Annotated in this window: 19 protein-coding genes; 9 read left to right on the top strand and 10 right to left on the bottom strand. The window is 61.8% G+C overall.

Annotated elements, in window-relative coordinates; genetic code table 11:
- From trpB to BLQ09_RS07215, 4 genes are all read left to right on the top strand, one after another.
- On the top strand, positions 1 to 1,227 hold the full coding sequence (gene trpB / locus BLQ09_RS07230) for a tryptophan synthase subunit beta (protein WP_027608134.1): 1,227 nt from the start codon (positions 1 to 3) through the stop codon (positions 1,225 to 1,227).
- On the top strand, positions 1,228 to 2,037 hold the full coding sequence (trpA, locus tag BLQ09_RS07225; RefSeq protein WP_027608135.1) for a tryptophan synthase subunit alpha: 810 nt from the start codon (positions 1,228 to 1,230) through the stop codon (positions 2,035 to 2,037). It begins immediately after the preceding gene.
- Between the two features lie 135 nt (positions 2,038 to 2,172).
- A complete protein-coding gene (locus tag BLQ09_RS07220; protein WP_027608136.1) occupies positions 2,173 to 2,613 on the top strand; it encodes an anti-virulence regulator CigR family protein in 441 nt (146 codons plus the stop codon).
- 162 nt (positions 2,614 to 2,775) lie between these two features.
- Complete coding sequence (locus tag BLQ09_RS07215) at positions 2,776 to 4,428, top strand: FAD-binding oxidoreductase (RefSeq protein WP_092356019.1); 1,653 nt, start codon at positions 2,776 to 2,778, stop codon at positions 4,426 to 4,428.
- A gap of 36 nt (positions 4,429 to 4,464) precedes the next feature.
- Here BLQ09_RS07215 and BLQ09_RS07210 read toward each other — a convergent pair whose 3' ends face one another.
- The 6 genes from BLQ09_RS07210 to BLQ09_RS07185 form a co-directional block, all read right to left on the bottom strand.
- Positions 4,465 to 5,775 (bottom strand): MFS transporter, encoded by a 1,311-nt coding sequence (locus tag BLQ09_RS07210; protein WP_027608138.1) that lies wholly within the window; start codon positions 5,773 to 5,775, stop codon positions 4,465 to 4,467.
- Positions 5,776 to 5,890: 115 nt separating this feature from the next.
- A complete protein-coding gene (gene dgoD, locus BLQ09_RS07205; RefSeq protein WP_003170741.1) occupies positions 5,891 to 7,039 on the bottom strand; it encodes a galactonate dehydratase in 1,149 nt (382 codons plus the stop codon).
- Positions 7,040 to 7,086: 47 nt separating this feature from the next.
- A complete protein-coding gene (locus BLQ09_RS07200) occupies positions 7,087 to 7,707 on the bottom strand; it encodes a 2-dehydro-3-deoxy-6-phosphogalactonate aldolase (RefSeq protein WP_027608139.1) in 621 nt (206 codons plus the stop codon).
- Between the two features lies 1 nt (position 7,708).
- Positions 7,709 to 8,674 carry a 2-dehydro-3-deoxygalactonokinase gene (locus BLQ09_RS07195; protein ID WP_027608140.1) on the bottom strand — a complete coding sequence of 322 codons (966 nt, stop codon included), beginning with the start codon at positions 8,672 to 8,674 and terminating at the stop codon, positions 7,709 to 7,711.
- Positions 8,675 to 8,851: 177 nt separating this feature from the next.
- Positions 8,852 to 9,178, bottom strand: a complete 327-nt coding sequence (locus tag BLQ09_RS07190; protein WP_027608141.1) for a DOPA 4,5-dioxygenase family protein — start codon at positions 9,176 to 9,178, stop codon at positions 8,852 to 8,854.
- Positions 9,179 to 9,209: 31 nt separating this feature from the next.
- Positions 9,210 to 10,160 (bottom strand): choline sulfate utilization transcriptional regulator, encoded by a 951-nt coding sequence (locus tag BLQ09_RS07185; protein ID WP_092356016.1) that lies wholly within the window; start codon positions 10,158 to 10,160, stop codon positions 9,210 to 9,212.
- 103 nt (positions 10,161 to 10,263) lie between these two features.
- On the opposite strand from BLQ09_RS07185, the gene betC reads away from it, so the two are divergent.
- The 3 genes from betC to BLQ09_RS07170 all read left to right on the top strand — a co-directional run bounded on the left by betC (position 10,264) and on the right by BLQ09_RS07170 (position 14,437).
- Positions 10,264 to 11,778 (top strand): choline-sulfatase, encoded by a 1,515-nt coding sequence (betC, locus tag BLQ09_RS07180; RefSeq protein WP_092356014.1) that lies wholly within the window; start codon positions 10,264 to 10,266, stop codon positions 11,776 to 11,778.
- Positions 11,779 to 11,794: 16 nt separating this feature from the next.
- Complete coding sequence (gene choX / locus BLQ09_RS07175; RefSeq protein ID WP_092356011.1) at positions 11,795 to 12,709, top strand: choline ABC transporter substrate-binding protein; 915 nt, start codon at positions 11,795 to 11,797, stop codon at positions 12,707 to 12,709.
- Positions 12,710 to 12,868: 159 nt separating this feature from the next.
- Complete coding sequence (locus tag BLQ09_RS07170) at positions 12,869 to 14,437, top strand: SulP family inorganic anion transporter (RefSeq protein WP_092356008.1); 1,569 nt, start codon at positions 12,869 to 12,871, stop codon at positions 14,435 to 14,437.
- Here BLQ09_RS07170 and aroE read toward each other — a convergent pair whose 3' ends face one another.
- Complete coding sequence (gene aroE, locus BLQ09_RS07165) at positions 14,438 to 15,259, bottom strand: shikimate dehydrogenase (protein ID WP_092356005.1); 822 nt, start codon at positions 15,257 to 15,259, stop codon at positions 14,438 to 14,440. It lies immediately after the preceding gene.
- Complete coding sequence (gene hemF, locus BLQ09_RS07160; RefSeq protein ID WP_092356002.1) at positions 15,259 to 16,191, bottom strand: oxygen-dependent coproporphyrinogen oxidase; 933 nt, start codon at positions 16,189 to 16,191, stop codon at positions 15,259 to 15,261. Before hemF ends, aroE begins: the two co-directional genes overlap by 1 nt.
- 176 nt (positions 16,192 to 16,367) lie before the next feature.
- Here hemF and BLQ09_RS07155 point away from each other — a divergent pair, with 176 nt between their 5' ends.
- Positions 16,368 to 17,345, top strand: coding sequence for a quinone oxidoreductase family protein (locus tag BLQ09_RS07155; protein ID WP_027608148.1), 978 nt, complete (start codon positions 16,368 to 16,370; stop codon positions 17,343 to 17,345).
- Positions 17,346 to 17,449: 104 nt separating this feature from the next.
- Here BLQ09_RS07155 and BLQ09_RS07150 read toward each other — a convergent pair whose 3' ends face one another.
- On the bottom strand, positions 17,450 to 18,007 hold the full coding sequence (locus BLQ09_RS07150; RefSeq protein WP_027608149.1) for an L-threonylcarbamoyladenylate synthase type 1 TsaC: 558 nt from the start codon (positions 18,005 to 18,007) through the stop codon (positions 17,450 to 17,452).
- Positions 18,008 to 18,082: 75 nt separating this feature from the next.
- Positions 18,083 to 19,186 carry a DNA-processing protein DprA gene (gene dprA, locus BLQ09_RS07145; protein ID WP_092355999.1) on the bottom strand — a complete coding sequence of 368 codons (1,104 nt, stop codon included), beginning with the start codon at positions 19,184 to 19,186 and terminating at the stop codon, positions 18,083 to 18,085.
- A gap of 254 nt (positions 19,187 to 19,440) precedes the next feature.
- Here dprA and def point away from each other — a divergent pair, with 254 nt between their 5' ends.
- Positions 19,441 to 19,947: a peptide deformylase gene (def, locus tag BLQ09_RS07140; protein WP_005783383.1), complete on the top strand. Its 507-nt coding sequence runs from the start codon at positions 19,441 to 19,443 to the stop codon at positions 19,945 to 19,947.
- Positions 19,948 to 19,954: the final 7 nt, after the last annotated feature.

Below are 19,954 nucleotides of genomic sequence, written 5' to 3'. Positions count from 1 at the left end.
ATGACTCAGTCCCAGACCGATCTGCGCAACGGCCCTGACGCCAACGGCCTGTTTGGCGCGTTCGGCGGCCGCTACGTCGCCGAAACCCTGATGCCGTTGATCCTCGACCTGGCCCGCGAATACGAAGCGGCCAAGATCGATCCGGCGTTCAACGAAGAATTGGCCTACTTCCAGCGCGACTACGTCGGCCGCCCCAGCCCGCTGTATTTCGCCGAGCGCCTGACCGAGTTCTGCGGCGGCGCCAAGATCTACCTCAAGCGCGAAGAGCTGAACCACACCGGCGCGCACAAGATCAACAACTGCATCGGCCAGATCCTGCTGGCGCGGCGCATGGGCAAGAAACGCATCATCGCCGAGACCGGCGCCGGTATGCACGGCGTAGCCACGGCCACCGTGGCCGCGCGTTTCGGCCTGCAGTGCGTGATCTACATGGGCACCACCGACATCGAGCGCCAACAGGCCAACGTGTTCCGCATGAAGCTTTTGGGCGCTGAAGTGATCCCGGTGGTCGCCGGCACCGGCACCCTCAAGGACGCCATGAACGAAGCCCTGCGCGACTGGGTGACTAACGTCGACGACACCTTCTACCTGATCGGCACCGTGGCCGGCCCGCACCCGTACCCGGCGATGGTGCGCGACTTCCAGGCCGTGATCGGCAAGGAAACCCGCACCCAGCTGCAAGCCCAGGAAGGCCGCCTGCCGGACAGCCTGGTGGCATGCATCGGCGGTGGCTCCAACGCCATGGGCCTGTTCCACCCGTTCCTGGACGACACCAGCGTCGAGATCATCGGCGTTGAAGCCGCCGGCCACGGCATCGAGACCGGCAAGCACGCCGCCAGCCTCAACGGCGGCGTACCGGGCGTGCTGCACGGCAACCGTACCTTCCTGCTGCAGGACGACGACGGCCAGATCATCGACGCCCACTCGATTTCCGCCGGCCTCGACTACCCAGGCATCGGCCCGGAACACGCCTGGTTGCACGATATCGGCCGTGTCCAGTACACCTCGGTGACTGACGATGAAGCCCTGGATGCCTTCCACAAATGCTGCCGCCTGGAAGGGATCATTCCTGCCCTGGAAAGCGCCCATGCCCTGGCCGAAGTGTTCAAGCGCGCACCGACCCTGCCGAAGGATCACCTGATGGTGGTCAACCTGTCCGGCCGTGGCGACAAAGACATGCAGACCGTGATGCACCACATGGAACAGTCTCAGCAGGAGAAACACTAAATGAGCCGCCTGCAAACCCGCTTTGCGCAACTCAAGGAACAAAACCACGCCGCCCTGGTGACCTTCGTCACGGCCGGTGACCCGGGTTATGACACCTCGCTGGCGATCCTCAAGGGTTTGCCCGCTGCGGGCGCCGATGTGATCGAGTTGGGCATGCCCTTCACCGACCCGATGGCCGACGGCCCGGCCATCCAACTGGCCAACATCCGCGCGCTGGAAGCCAAGCAGAACCTGCTGAAAACCCTGCAGATGGTGCGTGAGTTCCGCAAGGACAACAACGATACCCCGCTGGTGTTGATGGGCTACTTCAACCCGATCCACAAATACGGTGTGCCTAAGTTCATCGCTGACGCCAAAGAGGCCGGCGTCGACGGCCTGATCGTGGTCGACATGCCGCCAGAACATAACAGCGAGCTGTGCGACCCGGCCCAGGCTGCAGGTATCGACTTTATCCGCCTGACCACGCCGACCACCGATGACGTGCGCCTGCCGACCGTGCTCAACGGCAGTTCCGGGTTTGTGTACTACGTATCCGTGGCCGGTGTGACCGGTGCTGGCGCTGCGACCCTGGAACACGTCGAGGAAGCCGTGACCCGCCTGCGTCGGCATACCGACCTGCCGATCAGCATCGGTTTTGGTATCCGCACACCGGAACAGGCGGCCGCCATCGCGCGCCTGGCCGATGGCGTGGTGGTGGGCTCGGCCCTGATCGATCACATCGCCAATGCCAGTAACGATCAACAAGCAATCGATGGCGTATTGAGCCTGTGCGCGGCACTGTCGGAAGGTGTGCGCAACGCCCGTAAGTAAGCGCCATGTAGCCAGAGGTAAAGTTCCTGATACAGAGGAATCAACGCGCGCAATCACGGCCTAAACAGCAAGACCAAGGGATTTCGAACCGCGTTCGAGATCCCTTTTTTGTATGTGTGCCCTGAGGAATACCCGATGAAAATGCCTAAATCCGTGATTGCAGGTCTTGGTGTGCTGGTGCTTGGCGCCAGCGCCCTGGTGCAAGCCGCGCCGCCTGACCAGCGGGGTGACGACCGTGGCGGCCCGCAAGGCCAGCACGAGCAACGTGGCGACGACCATCGCGGCCCGCAGGACAACCGTCGCGGAGGCCCGCCCCAGGACTTCGGCCCGGTACGCCAGATCATTCACGACAACCACGGCCAGTTCTCCCGTGGCGCACCGCCACCGCCGAATGTGCGCCTGGTGCGCGGCCAACCCCTGCCGCGCGGCTACTACGGCGAGCGCCTGGACAACCGTGCGCTGGCGCGCCTGCCGGTGTACCCGGGTTATGAGTGGCGCCGTTCGGGGCCGGATGTGGTGTTGATCGCGGTGGGTACCGGTATCGTCTATGAAATTCTGGACGGCGTGCTGAACTGATCCGGGCTTTTTCCATATAGGCTAGGCTTGAGGGGGAATACCCCCCCTCAACACACTTCGTGCCTATTGCCGTCTAACCACCTCTGCAAGTCACGCCTTCTTGCGTTGCCGGTCGTTAAGTTAGCTGCATCAGAAGTCATTATCGTCTCCCAGGAGTCCATCATGGCATTTGATCTCATCACCCCCTCGGACCGTCGTCATTCCACGTTGCAAAAGGGTTTCAACCTGCGCTGGCCATTGGGCAACGTCCAGGGCGAGTCTTCACCCAACGGCGCCAGCCAGATCTACCTCTGCCACAACCCACAAGACATCATCGACGCAGCCGCCCAGGCCCTGGCTGTGCCCAATGGCCGTATCACGGTGCGCAGCGGCGGGCATTGCTATGAAGGATTTGTCTCTAACAAGATGCCGGATGCGCCAGGCGAGGTGTTGTCGATCCTGGACATCGGCCAGATGAACCAATTGGCCTACGACCCCAACGGCCTGATCAGCTCAGTGCTGGTACCCGCTTCGCCCCATCGCTATGCATTCCGCCTGGAGCCCGGCTGCCAGAACTGGGACACCAGCGTCGCGCTGTACAAATTGGCAGGTAAGGCGCTGCCCAGTGGATCCTGCTATTCGGTGGGACTGGGCGGGCATATCTGCGGCGGCGGCTATGGGTTGTTGTCGCGTAAATACGGGCTGGTCTGCGACTGGCTGGACGGCGTCGACCTGCTGGTCGCCAATGGACCCGGCCCGGGTCTTGAACCTGTCCATGTGTCCCGTAACAGCCTCGACACCGATGAGCTGGACCTGTTCGCCGCCTGTTGTGGCGCCGGTGGTGGGCAGTTCGGCATCATCACCAGTTACTATTTCAAGACGCTGCCGCCAGCCCCGGAGGAAGTGCTCTGGCTGCCATTGGAATGGGACTGGTCAGACCTCACACGCGCCGCCCTCGAACGTTTGCTGCACGCCTATCAAAACTGGTTCGTGGACCATCAGGCCGACCCGGCAACCTGGGGCCTGGCCACCAAACTGGAAATGCGCCATCTGAACACTGGCAACGTGACCCTGGGCATCCACTACGTCGACAAGGACGGGAAGCTCGATGACCTGGCGCCTTTCGACGACTTTGTCAGCAGCATGCAGGCCGCGGTGGGCGTCAGTGCGACAGCGTCGCTCCTGCCGTTCCACGTCGTGCATCAGCCACGTGGCGGGCAAAAGGGCCGCCGGATCGATTCCCTGCAGAGTGCCCATGAGGCCGCCAGGCGTTTGGACTGGTTGTACGCCACCCAATCGCTCAACGGTTCCGGTGACAATCAGCGCGGCCGGTATAAATCGGCGTATCAGAAAGGCGGGTTTACACAGCGCGTGCTGGACGCGATCTGGACGACGCTGACCTTGCCGGACCCCCACCAATACCTGACCCAGAGCCTGATCCAGATCCAGTCGTTCGGCGGGCGCATCAACCAGATGGACGGCCCGATCCTGGCGCAGACGTCAGCCGCGCAACGCTCCTCGTACCTCAAATGGCAACCGCAGTGTTACTGGCACGCCGACGATGACGCCATCGACCGCGCCCATGCCGACTGGATCCGCGGCCTCTATTACGCTGCATTCACCAACGGTGCTCCCAATGACCCGGAGTTCGAGGGCTGCTACATCAACTACCCCGACCTGGACATGACCCACCTCGGTGGCAATCCCGCGAACCCCAGGAACCCTCTGTGGTATGGAATTTTCTTCCCCAACACGATCATCGAGAACCGCCTGCGCCGAACCAAGCAACGCTGGGATCCTTCGAATGTGTTCCGTAACGAAATGTCGGTGCCCTGAGCCCGGCCAACGGGCGGCCCGCAGGCCGCCCACGGCTTACAGCTCGATCCGCTCGACCTTGCCCACCAGCAGCACATAGGAGAGTGCGCCCAACAGCGCCAGCACGGCGATGTAAGTGATCGCCGGCGCAAACGAATCGCCGCTGGCCAGGAAACCGATGACGATCGGCGTGGCAATCGCCGCCAGGTTGCCGATGAAGTTGAACACCCCGCCGGTCAGTCCCAGCAGACGTGCCGGGGCAAGGGTCGAGACCAGCGACCAGGTGATCGAGGCCAGGCCATTACCGAAGAACGCCAGGGCGAGGAAGGCGATGACCAACGGTGTCGATTCGACGAAGTTGGCGCCAATGATCGCCGTCGAGATCAACAGGCCGCTGATGATCGGCAACTTGCGGGCAAACCCCACCGAAGCGCCACGGCGGATCAGCCAGTCGGAAAACAACCCCGAACACAACACGCCGACGAAAGCCGCGAGGAAGGGCAGTGACGCGAGCATGCCGGACTTGATGAAGTCCATGCCGCGGTATTTCACCAGGTAGGTCGGGAACCAGGTCAGGAAGAACCACAACGTGGAGTTCAGGCAGAACTGCCCCAGGTAGATACCCCACAACTTGCGCTTGCTCAGGACAATGCCCAGGTCGACCCAACTGAAGGGCGCCTTGCTCTTGCTCGCTTGTGCGCTCAAGTCCACCAGCCCGCCACCTTCGCGGATCAACTCGATTTCAGCGGCGTTGACGCCTTTGAAGTCACGGGGCTCGCGATACAGGGCATACCAGATCGCCGCCCACAGAATGCCCACGCCACCGGTCACGACAAACACCATGTGCCAGCCGTAATGGTGCTGCAACCAGGCCAGGACCGGCGTCAGGAACGCCAGCCCGACAAACTGCCCGGAGGTGTAGAAGCCAATGGCCGTGGCGCGCTCACGCTCGGGGAACCAGCTGGTGACCACGCGACTGTTGATGGGGTAAGCCGGTGCTTCCAGGGCACCCACCGCCATGCGTAGCACAAACAGCGCAATGAAGCTGGCGGCAAAACCGAGCATCACGGTGGCGATGGACCACAGCAACAGGGCGGCGGTGTAGAGGATACGCGGCGGCACCCGGTCCACCAGCCAGCCGCCGGGGATCTGCATGGCGGCGTACGTCCAGCCGAACGCGGAGAAAATCAGCCCGACATGTACCGGGTCGATACCCAGTTCGCTGGTCAGCGCCGGGGCGGCAATCGACAGGTTGCTGCGGTCGAGGTAGTTGATCACCACGGTGATAAACAGCAGCACCATGATGAAGTAGCGCTTTCGGGTAGGCGTGACTAAAGAAGCCTGCCCGCTCAAGGATTCAGGTTGCATGGTAGGTGCCTCTTCTTATATTTGTTGAGGAAGGGACTTCTGCAAAAACCGGATCAACATGTGGGAGGGGGCAAGCCCTCTCCCGCATGTCTGACCGTGTTCTTTCAGGCAGACATCACCACTCGGCAAAGCTGCCGTCGGCGTGGCGCCAGATCGGGTTGCGCCAGCGGTGGCCGATGGCTGCGCGTTCGATCACGTATTCCTCATTAATCTCGATGCCCAGGCCCGGCCCGTTGGGGATCTTCACAAAGCCCTGGTCATAGTCGAATACGCCCGGGTCGCGCACGTAGTCGAGCAGGTCGTTGCTCTCGTTGTAGTGAATGCCCAGGCTTTGCTCCTGGATAAACGCGTTGTAGCAAACCGCATCCAGTTGCAGGCACGCCGCCAACGCAATCGGGCCCAGCGGGCAGTGCAGGGCCAGGGCCACGTCGTAGGCTTCGGCCATGTTGGCGATCTTGCGGGTTTCGGTGATACCGCCCGCATGGGAAGCGTCCGGCTGGATGATGTCGACGTAGCCTTCGCTGAGCACGCGCTTGAAGTCCCAGCGCGAGAACAGGCGCTCGCCCAGGGCAATCGGGGTGCTGGTCAGGGGCGCCAGTTCCTTGAGGGCTTCGTAGTTTTCGCTGAGCACCGGCTCTTCGATAAACATCAGTTTGTACGGGTCGAGTTCTTTCATCAGCACCTTGGCCATGGGCTTGTGCACACGGCCATGGAAGTCGACGCCGATGCCGACGTTAGGGCCGACCGCATCGCGCACGGCCGCGACGTTGGCCAGGGCCAGGTCGACTTTTTCGAAGCTGTCGACGAACTGCAACTCTTCGGTGCCGTTCATTTTCACCGCGGTAAAGCCACGGGCTACGGCCTCTTTGGCGGCGCGGGCGGTGTCGGCCGGGCGGTCGCCACCGATCCAGGAGTACACGCGGATCTTGTCGCGTACCTGGCCACCCAACAGATCGCTGACCGATACGCCCAGGGCCTTGCCCTTGATGTCCCACAGCGCCTGGTCGATGCCGGCGAGGGCGCTCATGTGCACGGCGCCGCCACGGTAGAAGCCGCCGCGGTAGAGCACGGTCCAGATATCCTCGATATTGCGTGGGTCCTTGCCGATCAGGTAATCGGACAGTTCCTCGACCGCCGCGGCCACGGTGTGAGCGCGGCCTTCGACTACGGGCTCACCCCAGCCGGTCACGCCCTGGTCGGTCTCGACCTTGAGGAAGCACCAGCGCGGCGGGACGATAAAGGTCGTCAGTTTGGTGATTTTCATCTGTTATCTCTCTTATAGATGCAGCGCCAGGGGCGCGGAACTTGATCTCAGCTCAGGGCTTTCCAGGCGGCGACATAAGCCTGGGCGCGGCTCGCTACCTGATCCACTGTCATACCCGGTTTGAACAACCCGGAACCCAGCCCGAACCCCTTGGCGCCGGCGTCGATAAACACCTGCATGTTGTCCGGGGTAATGCCGCCCACCGGCAGCAGCAACGTGCCTGCCGGCAATACCGCCAGCCACGCCTTGATCACAGAAGGGCCCATTTGCTCGGCCGGGAACAGCTTCAACACGTCGGCGCCTTCGTCCAGCGCGGCGAACGCTTCGGTGGGCGTGGCCACCCCCGGCGACAGGTACAGGCCAGCGGCCTTGGCAGCGCGCAGGACCTTGGCATCGCTGTGGGGCATTACGATCACTTGGCCACCAGCGGCCTTCACCTGCTCGACCTGCGCAGGCGTCAACACCGTACCGGCGCCGATCAGGCAATCGGCGGGCAGGCTGTCGCGCAGGATGCGGATGCTGGTGTAAGGGTCCGGCGAGTTGAGCGGGACTTCGATCACGCGAAAGCCGGCGTCGTACAGCACCTGGCCGACCGCCTGGGCTTCGTCCGGGCGCACACCGCGCAGGATTGCGATCAAACCGTTTTGTGCCAGTGCTTGCTTGAGCATGTCAGGCCTCCGTTGCAGGTTGAGTGAGCCCGGCGGCCACTGCCAGTTGCCACAGGCCGCGCTCGGTCGCTTCCTGCGCCAGGCTGACGTGGGCGAAACCGCAGAGGGCGAGGGCGCGTTGGTAGCGCACGCAAAGCGGGCCGGCGCCCACCAGGATGATGGGGACGAGCCGCGCACTGGCTGGCAGACCGGCCAGTTCATGGCCGATCAGCAGGCCGGACAGGTAATCGGGCTGCTGCTCAGGGGTAAGTTCGGCAGTCAGCCCAAGGGTGCGCGCACTGAACAGGGTCGACAGCACGCCGCGCTGACCCTCTTTCGACAGCGCCACTTGAACGCCGCGGTCGAAAGCCTCGGCCTGGAACTGCGCGGATACCTTTTGCGTACGTCCCAGCAGGCTGTGCTTGCTCAGCACCGCGAACAGTTCACCGGTCATGAAGGTATCGAAGTGGGTGATGCAACCTTCCACCACCTCGACCCATTTGGAATGGCTGCCGGGCAGGCCGATCAACATTTCACCGTTGGCCGAGAGGCTTTGCAGCACACCCAACACCTGGGTTTCTTCACCGCGCATCACATTGGGCAAACCGACCTGCTCGATCACGCCGGGCACGATATGCACATCGACGCCGCGCAAGCTGCGCACCGTGTGCAACGCCTGGCCCAGGCTGGCGACGTCGACCGGCGTATTGCGATATGCGGCCTCGCTCCAGCCCTGGGCGCTGCCGACCATGCCGCAGGCGATCACTGGAAGATGGGGTTGGGCCTCGAGCCAGTCGCCGCATGCCGCATCGAACGCCAACTCGAAGCCATCGCTGCAGTGCACACCGCCGATGACCCGGGGCTCACTGGGCAAATGCATGATGCCCGACGCCAGCGAGCGCTGTTCCAGCACGACGCCTGCGGGCCCGAGTTTATAAGCACGAAGGGAGCTGGTCCCCCAATCGAGCGCGATCAATTGCGCCTGCATCGCTTCACCTGAAATGAGTGGGTGCTGAAAAAAGCAGATGGGCGAATATAAACCTATGGCCGGCAATATCTCAATATATAAATAACAGTCCCATATAGTGAGACGAAACAAGATAAATCCTACAACTTCCTCGCCTTTTACTGCGGGAAGAAGCGGGTTTTATCTGATAAAGAGAGGTTAAAAAACCGACAGATCCAGCTCGCGCATCGCACCCATCCAGATCGCGTGATCGGTGTGATCCTTCAGCTCATCGCCGGTTTCGGGGTGCAGGAACACCACCAGCCCATTGCGATGCAGCGCCAGCCACGGCAGCACCACGCCAATGTATTCGGCATCGAACGCCAGCTGGCAGCTCCAGTCCGGGTGCGGGCCTACGGGCCGTTCATGCACACGGCCCATGCGCAGCGGGAACAGTTTCGCGCCGTCTTCACATAGGGTGCGCGCCTGGTCGATGGTGCTGGCGTCAAAGTAGATATGGGCGTGGTAGCCCTTGATACGTTGCATGACGGACTCCGGATCCAATGTGCGGCAAATCCTAGACCGCAATCGACGGCAGGGCCAGTCCGGTCAGGGACTGCGCGCTGCTGGCCTGTTCTGCCTGCAACCAGTCGACGAAACGTTCGACCAACTGCCCACGCCGCTTGCGCTGGGGCTGCACCACGTAATAGCCAAAGCGCGAAATCACCGTATTGCCGATCGGTCGGCACAACCAGTTCTGTTCCAGCAGGTTATCCACCAAATGGCGCCAGCCGATCGCCACCCCTTGGCCGGCAATCGCTGCCTGGATCAATAAAGTGTAGTTGTCGAATCGCAGCTGGCCGGGCGTGGGCGCGGCGGTGATACCCAGCTCGCGAAATACGCCACTCCAGTCGAACCACTGACTGTTGTTTTCCTGGCGCAGGTGCAGCAACGGGTAGTCGGGCAAGGTGTGCACAGTCAAAGGACTGGCCTGCTCCTTGAGCCATTGCGGGCTGCACACCGGGAATACCTCCTCGTTGAACAACCACAGGCTGTCGCCCTGCTTGAAACGGCCATCGCCAAACAGCACCGCCACGTCGATGTCGCTGCGCAAGGTGGCGTGGTTGCGCTCGCTGGTTACCAGGCTCACGTCTACCTGGGGGTTGGCGGCGTGGAAGCGATGCAGGCGCGGCATCAGCCAGTAGGCGGCGAACGCAAAGTCTGTGGCCACTTGCAGCACTTCGTGCTGGTCCTGCTGGGTGATCACACTGAGGCCCTGGTTGATGCTCTGCAAACCGCCTTGCACATGCTCGAACAGCAGGGCGCCGGCGTCGGTCAGTTCGATGCCCCGATAGATGCGGTCAAACAGGCGGATCGTCAGTTGTTCTTCCAGGCGCTTGATCTGCTGGCTGATCGCCGGCTGAGTGGTGCCCAGCTCCATCGCCGCGGCGGTAAAGCTGCGATGGCGCGCGGCCGCCTCGAATGCGCGTAGCAGGTCGAGGGACAGGTCTCCAAGGGCTTCATACATAAGCTGTGCTTATCCTAGACATTGCTCGTCATGGGCTTTACCCCATTTTCCATGGGCTGCATGCTCATTCGCATAAACACTGCCTATGGAATGCCGAAGCCCCATGAAGCGCAAGAACATTCTTTTCATCATGGCCGATCAAATGGCCGCGCCGCTGCTTCCGTTCTACGGACCTTCTCCGATCAAGTTGCCGAATTTGAGCCGCCTCGCCGCACAGGGCGTGGTGTTCGACGCGGCCTATTGCAACAGCCCGCTGTGTGCGCCCTCACGCTTCACCCTGGTCAGCGGCCAATTGCCGAGCAAGATCGGTGCCTACGACAACGCGGCGGATTTTCCCGCCGATGTGCCGACCTATGCCCACTACCTGCGGCGCCTCGGTTATCGCACCGCGCTGTCAGGCAAGATGCACTTCTGCGGCCCCGACCAACTGCACGGCTATGAAGAACGCCTGACCAGCGACATCTACCCCGCCGACTATGGCTGGGCAGTGAACTGGGATGGGCCGGACGTACGCCCCTCCTGGTACCACAACATGTCCTCGGTGCTGCAAGCCGGCCCGTGCGTGCGTACCAACCAGCTGGATTTCGACGAAGAGGTGGTGTTCAAGGCCCAGCAATACCTGTTCGACCACATCCGCGAAGACGGTGACCAGCCGTTCTGCCTGACCGTGTCGATGACCCATCCCCACGACCCGTACACCATTCCCAAGCCGTTCTGGGATCTGTACGACGACAACGACATCCCGTTGCCCGCAACGCCGAACCAGGAAGATCTCGACCCGCATTCCCAGCGTCTGCTCAAGGTCTATGACCTATGGGACAAGCCGCTGCCTGTAGATAAGATTCGCGACGCCCGCCGCGCCTACTTCGGCGCATGCAGCTACATCGACAGCAATGTCGGCAAGCTGCTGCAGACCCTGGAAGACACCGGCCTGGCCGACGACACGATCATCGTTTTCTCCGGCGACCACGGCGACATGCTCGGTGAGCGCGGCCTCTGGTACAAAATGCACTGGTTTGAAATGGCCGCCCGCGTGCCGCTGCTGGTCAGTGCGCCGGGGCAATTTGCACCGGGCCGGGTGACCCAGGCCGTGTCCACCGCCGACCTGCTGCCCACCCTGGTGGAACTGGCCGGCGGCGAGCTGGACCCGCGCCTGCCACTGGACGGTCGCTCGCTGGTCCCGCACTTGCAGGGGCAGGGCGGGCATGACGAAGTCTTTGGCGAATACATGGCCGAAGGCACCATCAGCCCATTGATGATGATTCGCCGTGGCGCCTACAAATTCATCTACAGCGAAGACGACCCTTGTCTACTGTTCGATGTGCACAACGACCCGCACGAGCGGGAAGACCTCAGCCAGTCACCGGAACACCGGCCACTGTTAGAGGCGTTTTTGAATGAGGCGCGGGCCAAGTGGGACATCCCGGCGATCCACCAGCAGGTGCTCGCCAGCCAACGCCGTCGTCGCCTGGTGTTCGAGGCGCTGACCGAAGGCAAGCTGAAGAGCTGGGATCACCAGCCACTGGTGGACGCCAGTCAGCAATACATGCGCAACCATATCGACCTCGACGACCTGGAGCGCAAGGCACGTTATCCACAACCCTGCCAAAACCAATAAGTACAGAGGGAAGGCCATGCAAAAGTTAACTGCAGTAGTGGGCATGTTGGTGCTGAGTAGCGCCAATGCGTATGCGGACACCCGCTGTGAGACCGTGAAGATGGCCGATCCAGGCTGGAGCGACATTGCCGCCACCAACGCCATTACCGGTTTCCTGCTGAACGGCATGGGCTACAAGGCCAAGGTCGACACCCTGGCGGTGCCGATCACCTTCGGCGGGCTCAAGGACGGCCAGGTGGATGTGTTCCTGGGTAACTGGATGCCGGCGCAGCAGGGCTTCTACGACAAATTCGTGGCCAACGGCGATGTGGTGCAGTTGGCGAAGAACCTCGACGGCACCGAGTTCACCCTCGCCGTGCCGGATTATGTGTGGGATGCCGGGGTGCATGACTTTGCCGACTTGAACAAATTCGCCGACAAGTTCGACAAGAAGATCTATGGCATCGGTTCCGGCGCGCCGGCAAATATCTCGCTGCAGGAGATCATCAAGAAGAATGACTTCGACCTGGGCCAGTGGAAGCTGATCGAGTCCAGTGAACAGGCGATGCTCGCCGAAGTCTCACGGGCGGTGAAAAAACAGCGTTTCGTCACCTTCCTCGGCTGGACGCCACACCCAATGAACGTGCAATTGAAAATGCACTATCTCAAAGGCGGCGAGAAATACTTCGGTGACACCGGCAGTGTGTATACCTTGACCCGCAAAGGTTATGCGCAGGCCTGCCCTAACGTCGGCAAACTGCTGACCAACCTGAGCTTCACCCAGGAGATGGAGAACAGCATCATGGCTGAGGTGGCCAACAACAAGGTCAGCAATGCCGACGCGGCGAAGGCTTGGATCAAGGCGAACCCGGCTGTATTGGACAAATGGTTGGACGGCGTGAAAACAATGGATGGCCAGGATGCGTTGCCGGCAGTAAAGGCCAAACTCTAGGGCCTTGCGCTATTCCAATGTGGGAGGGGGCTTGCTCCCGATAGCGGAGTGCCAGTCAGAGAGATTTAGACGGGTCCACCTATATCGGGAGCAAGCCCCCTCCCACAAGGACCAGTGTGTACTGATACCCTGAGTCAAACCTTTTCAGCCGAGTTATAAATGCCCCGGCCCAACCGCCATACACTCTTCCCCTTCCTCAGCTGGCTCCCGCGTCAAACCCGAGCCACTGTGGGCCGTGACGCGCTGGTCGGCCTCAGCGGCGCCGTGCTCGCGCTGCCCCAGTCGATTGCCTACGCGCTGATCGCCGGTCTCCCACCGGAGTACGGTCTGTATGCCGCCATCATCCCGGTGCTGATCGCCTGCCTGTGGGGTTCATCCTGGCACCTGATCTGTGGCCCCACGGCAGCGATTTCCATCGTGCTGTACGCCAGCGTCAGCCCGTTGGCCGTGCCGGGGTCTCAGGACTACATCACCCTGATCCTGTTGCTGACATTCCTCGCCGGGGTATTCCAGTGGCTGCTGGGCATGCTGCGCTTTGGCGCGCTGGTGAACTTCGTCTCGCATTCGGTGGTGCTGGGTTTTACCCTCGGTGCCGCCGTGGTGATTGCCCTCGGGCAGTTGCCCAATCTGCTGGGCCTGGATTTACCGAGCCAGGCCACAGCGATCAATAGCCTGCTGGCGCTGATCGACCACGCTGGCGAGTGGGACCACGCCTCCCTTGCCCTTGGGCTCGGTACTTTGCTGTTGGGCGCGTTGCTCAAATACCTTGTGCCTCGCTGGCCAACGCTACTGATCGCACTGACCCTGGGTAGCCTGGCAACGTGGCTATGGCCGACGATGTTCGGACATGTGGCGCTGGTCAGTTCGTTTATCGGCAAGCTGCCACCGTTCAGCCCGTTGCCGCTGGATCCGGACATGATCCTGCGCCTGCTGCCCAGCGCCGTTGCGGTGGGCATGCTGGGGCTGGTGACCAGCCTGTCGATTGCCCGTTCGCTGTCGGCCCGTTCGCAACAATTGCTCGATGCCAACCAGGAAGTTCGCGCCCAGGGTTTATCCAATATCGTTGGCGGATTTTTCTCCGGGTATCTGTCGGCAGGGTCGTTCACCCGCTCCGGCCTCAGCTATGAGGCGGGCGCCTGTTCGCCGTTGGCCGGGGTGTTTTCCGCAGTATGGGTGGCCTTGTTTGCGCTGTTTGGCGCGGCATTGATCGCACATATTCCGATCCCGAGCATGGCCGCCAGCATCTTGCTGATTTCCTGGGGCCTGGTGGATCGTCGGGGTATTCGTGCGTTGTTCCGCGTGAGCCGCGCAGAGTTCGTAGTGATGAGTCTGACCTGTGTCGCCACCTTGTTGCTGGAGTTGCAAACGGCGATTTATGCGGGGGTGTTGGCGTCGTTGTTTTTCTACCTTAAGCGCACGTCGCAGCCACGGGTACAGCAATGGCGTGATGGGGAAGAGGATGTGTTGCGCGTCGGTGGGTCGATCTTCTTTGGCGCCAGCCATTACCTGCAAGTGCGCCTGCAAAGCTTGCAGGGTGAGCGGGTGGTGATCGAGGCGCAGCAGATCAACTTTATCGACTATTCCGGGGTGGAGATGCTGCACCAGGAGGCGCGTCGTTTAAACGGGCTGGGCCGTAGCCTGACATTGCGCCGCGCCAGGCCACAGGTGGTGGAAGAGTTGAAAAAACTGGAGGGGGCCGATAAATGCCCCATCCAGTTTGAAGATTGATTACTGCGCCAACTGTCGGCGCAGTTCAGCCAACACCGGCGCCGAATCCGGACGCACACCACGCCACAGGAAGAACGCTTCAGCCGCTTGCTCCACCAGCATGCCCAGGCCATCCATCGCCACGGCTGCGCCTTGCTCACTGGCCCAGCGGCAGAACGCGGTGGGTTGCTTGGCGTACATCATGTCGTAGCAAAATGTCTTGCCCGGTGCGATCAGGCTGCCGGCAATCGGCGGTACATCGCCTGACAGGCTGGCGGACGTGGCATTGATGATCACGTCCACCGGCTCACGCAGCCAGTCGAATCCACTGGCGGACACCGGGCCCAGGTCGTCGAACAGCTCGGCGAGCAATTCGGCTTTTTCCACGGTACGGTTGGCGATGATCAACGAAGCGGGCCGTTCAGCCAGCAACGGCTCCAACGCGCCCCTTACCGCGCCACCCGCGCCCAGCAACAGGATGCGTTTGCCTTGCAGATTCAAGCCGGCGTTTACCGTCAGGTCACGCACCAGGCCGGCGCCGTCGGTGTTGTCGCCGAGCAACGTACCGTCGGCCAGTTTGCTCAAGGTGTTCACCGCCCCGGCGCGCTGGCCCCGCTCGGTGAGGCTGTTGGCCAGGCGGTAGGCGTCTTCCTTGAACGGCACGGTGACGTTGGCACCTCGGCCCTGTTGGAAAAACTCACGGGCACAGCCGGTGAAATCCTCCAGGGGCGCGAGCAAGGTGCTGTAGTCCAGTTGTTCGCCGGTCTGCTCGGCGAACATACGGTGAATCAGCGGCGATTTGCTGTGGCCGATGGGGTTGCCGAACACCACATAACGATCCATCAGACAGCCGCCTTGGGCGCCGCGACGCCCAGCCAATCGCGGTCTTGCAGGAAGTAGTCGGTGAGGCGTGCTTCTTCGCTGCCGGCCTCGGCTTTCCAGTCGTAGCTCCAGCGCACTTGGGGCGGCAGCGACATCAGGATCGACTCGGTACGCCCGCCCGATTGCAGGCCGAACAGGGTGCCACGGTCGTAGACCAGGTTGAATTCAACGTAGCGGCCGCGACGGAATTCCTGGAACTGGCGTTGCTGTTCGGTATACGCGCTGGCTTTGCGACGTTGCACAATCGGCAGGTAGGCGTCGATGTAGGCGTCGCCGATGGCGCGGATGAAGGCGAAGCAGGTGTCGAAGTCCCACTCGTTCAAGTCATCGAAAAACAGACCGCCAATACCACGGGGCTCGTTGCGGTGCTTGATGTGGAAGTAGGTATCGCACCAGGCCTTGTAGCGCGAGTAAACGTCCGGGCCAAACGGCGCGCAGGCCTGCTCGGCCACGCGGTGCCAGTGAATGCAGTCTTCTTCGTTGCCGTAGTAGGGCGTGAGGTCGAAGCCGCCACCGAACCACCACACCGGCTCTTCGTCTTCTTTTTCGGCGATGAAAAAACGCACGTTGGCGTGGGACGTCGGCACGTGTGGGTTGTGCGGATGAATCACCAGCGACACGCCCAGGGCTTCAAAGCCGCGACCGGCCAGCTCGGGGCGATGCGCACTGGCTGACGGTGGGAGGCCGCTGCCGAACACGTGGGAAAAGTTAACGCCGCCCTTTTCGATGACCGAGCCGTTCTCGATCACACGGGTGCGACCGCCGCCGCCGGCAGGCCGGGTCCAGGCGTCTTCGATAAAGCGAGTGTCCGTCTCGAAGGTTTCCAGGGCGCTGCAAATGCGGTCTTGCAGGTCGAGCAGGTAGGCTTTGACAGCCTCGGTGCGAGTAGTCATGACATCACCTTGAATCGGGCAAAGCTACGCGAAGCCGTGGGGCGTCGGCGGCAAATGGGCGCACAGGATACCACTGCACTTGGACAGCACTGCACTTAGGAGCGCCGCAGTTGACGAAGATCAAGCTTAGGAGTCCGATAGGGGGCTACGCGAATTCGACCTCAGGAGAAGTGCAGATGGCCAAACGTATCCAGTTCAGCGCCCATGGCGGCCCCGACGTACTTGAATATGTGGACTACACACCGGCAGAGCCCGGCCCGCAGCAGGTTCGAGTGCGTAACGAGGCGATTGGCCTGAATTTCATCGATACCTATTTCCGCAGTGGCCTTTACGCGCCGCCGGCCCTGCCATCGGGGCTTGGCGCAGAAGGCGCCGGTGTGGTTGATGCGGTGGGCAGCGAAGTCACGCAATTTAAAGTCGGCGACCGCGTGGCCTACGGCAGCGGCCCACTTGGGGCCTACAGCGAGTTGCACGTGCTGCCCGCCGCCAACCTGGTGCACCTGCCGGACGACATCAGCTTCGAACAAGCCGCCGGCGCGATGCTCAAGGGCCTGACCGTGCAATACCTGCTGCGCCAGACCTATGAGCTCAAAGGTGGCGAGACCATCCTGTTCCACGCCGCCGCCGGTGGCGTGGGCTCCCTGGCCTGCCAATGGGCCAAGGCACTGGGCGTGAAGCTGATCGGTACCGTGAGCTCGCCAGAAAAAGCCGCCCTGGCCAGATCCCTCGGCGCATGGGAAACCATCGACTACAGCAAGGAAAATGTCGCACAGCGCGTGCTGGAGTTGACTGACGGCAAAAAGGTGCCCGTGGTCTACGACGGTGTCGGCAAGGACACCTGGCTGACCTCATTGGACAGCGTGGCGCCACGTGGCCTGGTGGTGAGCTTTGGCAACGCGTCGGGCGCGGTGGATGGGGTGAACCTGGGGATACTCGCGGCCAAAGGCTCGCTATACGTGACACGGCCGACCCTGGCGACCTACGCCAACAATCCGGCGAACCTGCAGGTGATGGCGGATGATCTGTTTTCGATGATCAAGAGCGGCAAGGTGCGCATTGATATCAACCAGCGGTATTCGCTGGCAGACGCGGCGAAGGCACAGACGGAGTTGTCGGGGCGGCGTACCACTGGGTCGACCATTCTGTTGCCTTGAGGGCTTCTTCGGGGGCAAGCCCCCTCCCACATTTGACCGTGTTGTCATGACGGACACGGTTCAAATGTGAGAGGGCGCTTGCCCGCGATGGGTGCGACGCGGTCTCAGGAAGGCCGCACCACCTCACCCGTTGCCAAATCGCGAATCAGGCTCGGGTTCTTGCGCCCACCCAGGGCACCACCCAGCACCAGATCCACCTGCCCGCGGAAGTACTGCTCCACACGAATCCGCGTGCGCGCCGCCGGACGGCCCTGGGGGTTGGCTGAGGTGGAAATCAACGGCCCCACCAGCGCGCACAAGTCCCGTACCAGCGGATGATCGCTCACCCGCAGCGCCACCGTGTCGTGCACACCGGTGACCCACTCCGGCAACAAATCCTGATGCGGCACCAACCACGTATTCGGTCCGGGCCAGGTGCTGGCCATGCGTTCGATCCAGGTATCCGGGAAGTCTTCGAACAGAAAGTCGAACTGGCGAATATTGTCTGCCACCAGGATCAGGCCCTTGTCCACCGAACGGTTCTTGATCGCCAGCAGCCGATCCACCGCCTCTTCGTTCCAGGGATCGCAACCCAGGCCCCAGACCGCTTCGGTTGGATAGGCAATCACCGCGCCTGCGCGAATTTCTCGTGCGGCTTCCAGCACACGCCACCTGTTGACCATTGTTTACTCTCCGGACTAAAGCTCTGGGCAGTTTACCGATCTTCTTTACAAAACCTAGTTCCAAAAAACTGGCCGCTACAAAAGCTGGCCACGCGCAAGCCAGCGCCCGCTTTCGCAGATCACCAGGCCTTCAAGTTCCAACTCCGTGAGGGTCGCCAACACCTGGGCCAACGGCCGCCCACTGGCCAGCGCGAGGGCTTCGCTGGTATGGGGCGCCGCGTGCAACAGCGCCACCAGCGGATGTATCACAGGCATCGGCGCCGGGCGTGACAATGCCTGCCAGCCACGCAAGCCTTCGAGGATGTGTTCAATGGTTTCCACCAGCATCGCCCCATCACGGATCAACTGGTGACACCCCTTGGCCCCCGGATGATGGATGGAGCCCGGGATTGCATACACCTCGCGCCCTTGCTCGGCCGCGAGCTTGGCGGTGATCAGCGAGCCGCTGGCCATGCTGGCCTCCACCACCAGCACGCCCAGGGACAGGCCGCTGATGATGCGGTTGCGCCGGGGGAAGTTACCGGCCTGGGGCGCGGCGTCCAGCGGAAACTCGGAAACCACGGCGCTGCCTTGGGCAATCATCGCCGCCGCAAGCCGTCGATGGCGCTGTGGATAAAGATTTTCCAGGCCCGTGCCGAGTACGCCGATTGTATGACCCCCCACATCCAAAGCGGCTTGATGGGCCGCACCGTCGATTCCCAGCGCAAGGCCACTGGTGATGACAAAACCGGCGCTCGCCAGGCTGCGGGAAAATGCGGCGGCCGTGTCCATGCCTGGGCGGGATGCACGGCGGCTGCCGACCATCGCCAGTTGCGGTTTTTCCAGGATCCCGGGGTCGCCGGCGACAAATAAAAGCGGCGGGGCATCATCTATCTGGGCGAGCAGTGCCGGGTACTCAGGTTGGTCCCACATCAGCAAATGCTGGTCCGGACGTTCCAACCAGGCCAACGCCTCACTGGCGCCGTCGCGGATCTCATGGCTACGGCGGGCATCGGCGCTGATGGGTGACAACCCCAAGGAGCGCCACGCGCTGGCCGGGGCACCGATGGCCTTTGAAGCGCTGCCGAACGCTTCGATCAACAACCTAAAACGCTTCGGGCCTACCTCCGGCAGCCTGTGCAGGCGTAGGCGGGCTTCCAGTTCTGAAGGGGAAATTTCATTGCAGTTTTTCGAAAGCATCTGATCATCCTTGACCGGAACAAGCTGTGGATAACTCTGTTGGTAACTTATTTAGCAGGCTATTTATTACGGTCGAGGGGCAGTCTCGAAATGGGGGGATAAGTAGCGATTTCCTCATGGGGTGAATCTCCTTTATTATGTGCGTTCGCGTGAAATGCCAGGGCCTTCGCGGCTTTCGGGCGTTTCACACCGGCCGTATGGGTCCATTCCCACTGCCGATTTGCCTTTACCTCACATGTGCAGCAATTACGCTTATGGCTATTTTGAACATCCTCGAATTCCCCGACTCGCGCCTGCGCACAATCGCCAAGCCGGTGGCCGTAGTGGACGACAAGGTTCGTCAGCTGGTCGATGACATGTTTGAAACAATGTATGAAGCGCCTGGTATCGGCCTCGCCGCCACCCAGGTCAACGTGCATCTGCGCGTCGTGGTCATGGACCTGTCGGAAGATCGCAGCGAACCGCGGGTGTATATCAACCCCGAGTTCGAACCGTTGACCGACGAGATGGGCGAATACCAGGAAGGCTGCCTCTCGGTACCGGAGTTCTACGAGAACGTCGAGCGCCCGCTGCGCGTGAAGATCAAGGCCCTCGACCGCGACGGCAAACCGTTCGAACTGATTGCCGAAGGCCTGCTGGCCGTGTGCATCCAGCACGAATGCGACCACCTCAATGGCAAGCTGTTTGTCGATTACCTGTCCACGCTCAAACGCGACCGGATCAAGAAGAAGCTGGAAAAAAAGCATCGCCAGCAAGCTTGATGCCCTC

The organism is Pseudomonas sp. NFACC25, assembly GCF_900100935.1.
Lineage (GTDB): Bacteria > Pseudomonadota > Gammaproteobacteria > Pseudomonadales > Pseudomonadaceae > Aquipseudomonas > Aquipseudomonas marginalis.
Note: the sequence above shows the minus strand (reverse complement) of the source record. Positions and strands in the feature narration are given on the sequence as shown.